Origin of the sequence: Mesorhizobium sp. M0848, assembly GCF_040319805.1 — a bacterium.
GTDB lineage: Bacteria > Pseudomonadota > Alphaproteobacteria > Rhizobiales > Rhizobiaceae > Mesorhizobium.
On record NZ_JAMYOM010000078.1, the window covers coordinates 1 to 1,198 of the forward strand.

Sequence of the window (1,198 nt, forward strand, 5' to 3'; positions counted from 1 at the left end):
GGTGTGATGAGAACGGTCTCGGTGATCTCGAATCCAAAGTCGTCGTACCAGAAACCAGTCATGAAGTGGAAGATCATGCCTGGCTGGAGCACGGTCCTGTCCCCTCGCCGCAAGCTCATCGTGTGTTCACCCCAATCTGGAGGGTAAGATAGCCCAACTGGATAACCGGCTCGAGTAATCTTCTCCACCCCATGTTTCTCAAGGACGTTGAAGAATGCCACGGCCCAGTCCTCGCAAGTTGCGCCTGGCTTCGCAGCATCGAGGCCTGCTTCCATTCCCTCTAGAGTGACCTTCTCTGCATCCAAGAAGTGTTGTGGCGTTTTGCCAAGGCAGTATGTCCGACAGAGCGGGACATGATAGCGCTTGTAGACACCAGCAATTTCGAAATAGATTCCTTCGTTGTTGCGAAGAGGCTGATCGTCCCACGTGAAATGGCACGCGGATAAATCGGTGCCTGATGGAAGCATAGGTACGATGGATGGGTAATCACCTCCAAAATCGTGCGTTCCGCGAATCGCAGCATCGTAAATATCTGCAACGAGGTCAGACTTGCGCATACCCGGTTCAATCTTTTCCAAGATGCGCTCATGCATCAGGGTCACGATCTGCCCCGCCTTGCGCATGTACTCGAGTTCCTGGGGACTCTTGATCGCGCGCAGCCAATTAACAAGCACCGTTGCGTCAACGAATTTGGCGTTGGGCAACCGCGAAACCAAAGTCTCAAATGCGGTCGCAGAAAAATAGTAATTATCCTTCTCGACGCCGATGACGCCCTTGTCTAGCTTGCGGTCGGCAAGCACTTTGCAAAGATCTTCCATCGGATGACAAACAGGCGTCTGGACATATTTGTCCGCATAGCTGACGACATTCTCGTCCGAAAAATAGACCGTGCGCTTAGCGCCGAATTCATCTGAAGAACGAACCCACACTATGGGGTCACCCTCTGGGGGAACGATGACCGCTTGGTGGTTGTAGAAGGACCAACCATCATAGCCGGTCAGCCAAGCCATGTTCGCAGGTTCGCTAAGGATGAGGATATCAATCCCGCGCCTCTGCATCTCGGAGCGAGTTTTGCTAAGCCGCGTTCGATATTCTTCCAGGCTGAAGTTCAATTTTGTGGCGACCATTGTTGGCTCCCGGGATTCCGACGGACGTCAAGCACGGGCACGAAGCCCATGACGTGAATTTTAGCAGCGTC

General features: G+C 53.1%; 1 protein-coding gene. It reads right to left on the bottom strand.

All coding sequences use genetic code 11. The features are described from left to right. Positions 1-1,127, bottom strand: a 1,127-nt coding sequence (gene doeA / locus NKH95_RS33350; protein ID WP_352894619.1) for an ectoine hydrolase DoeA, incomplete at its 3' end; no start/stop codon positions are given. Positions 1,128-1,198 lie beyond the last annotated feature (71 nt).